The organism is Falsiroseomonas sp. RANM36, from assembly GCF_056682175.1.
Genome location: NZ_JBWXTD010000003.1, coordinates 81,136 through 82,146, shown reverse-complemented (window position 1 = coordinate 82,146; position 1,011 = coordinate 81,136). Strand labels below are relative to the sequence as shown.

2 protein-coding genes are annotated in these 1,011 nt (G+C 77.6%); both read right to left on the bottom strand.

Annotated elements, in window-relative coordinates; all coding sequences use genetic code 11:
* The coding region (locus tag AC1MIR_RS05335; RefSeq protein WP_480027150.1) for an LptF/LptG family permease at positions 1–527 on the bottom strand (527 nt) is incomplete at its 3' end.
* Positions 528–533: 6 nt separating this feature from the next.
* On the bottom strand, positions 534–1,011 hold a 478-nt coding region (locus AC1MIR_RS05330; protein ID WP_480027149.1), incomplete at its 5' end, for an LptF/LptG family permease.

The window sequence follows — 1,011 nt, the reverse complement described above, 5'->3', positions numbered from 1 at the left end:
GCCGGCGCGTGCTGCCGCGCGCGCGCGGGGGGTGCGCGCCGGGGGGGGGGGGGCCCCCCCCCCCCCCCCCCGCCGGCCAGCGAGGAGAGGCCGCCGCCGGTGCGCAGGAAGGTCTGGTCCATGCGTTCCGCCCGCGCCAGCATCATGGAGGAGAGCGGCGAGAGGCCGGTCACCGCGACGGTGCCGAGCAGCAGCGCGACCAGCGCCGGCCCGGTGAGGAAGCCCCAGGCCGAGACGCCGGCCGCGCGCGCCACGATCAGCTCGGAGGACCGCGTCAGCCGCCAGAAGGCGACGATCCCGCCGAGCAGGATGGCGAAGGGCAGGATCTGCAGCGCGACGAAGGGCAGGCGCAGCGCCGCGATGGTGGCGGGGATGTCGAAGCCGACATTCGGCCGCGTCGCCGCGCGGCGCAGCAGCTCGATGAAGTCGAACAGCGCGACAAGGCCGGTCAGCGCCGCCAGCATGACCAGCGTCGCGGCCAGGAAGCCGCGGGCGACGTAGAGCGTCAGCGTCGGCGTGAAGGTCATGCGCCGTCAGGCCGAAGCCGGGCGCGGGCGCGGGCGCGGCAGGCCGGGCGCGCCGATCATCCACCACAGCGCGACGAGGCCTGGCGCGACGGCATGCACCCAGATCAGCCAGACGAAGGCGTTCTCCCGCGTCGCGAGGTTGCCGATGGTCAGCCCCACCGCCAGCAGCGCCACGGTGATGCCGATGCCGACCGCGAGACGCAGGCCACCGCCATGGCGGCGGAACTGCCCGGTCAGGGCGACCGCCAGCGCCACCAGGGCATAGGACAGCGCGGTCAGCGGCGCCGACAGGCGCTGATGCGCCTCGCCGTAGAAGCGTGCGATCTCGCGCGGGCGCAGCTCCTCCGCGGGGTCGGGGTCGAGCAGCTCGGCGACGCTGCGCTCGCGCGAATCGCGCGCGCCCCCCCCCCCCCGGCGGGGGGGGCGCGCCCCGGCCGCGCCGGGGGGCGCGGGGGGGGCGGGGGTGAGGCGGCGCGGGGGGCCC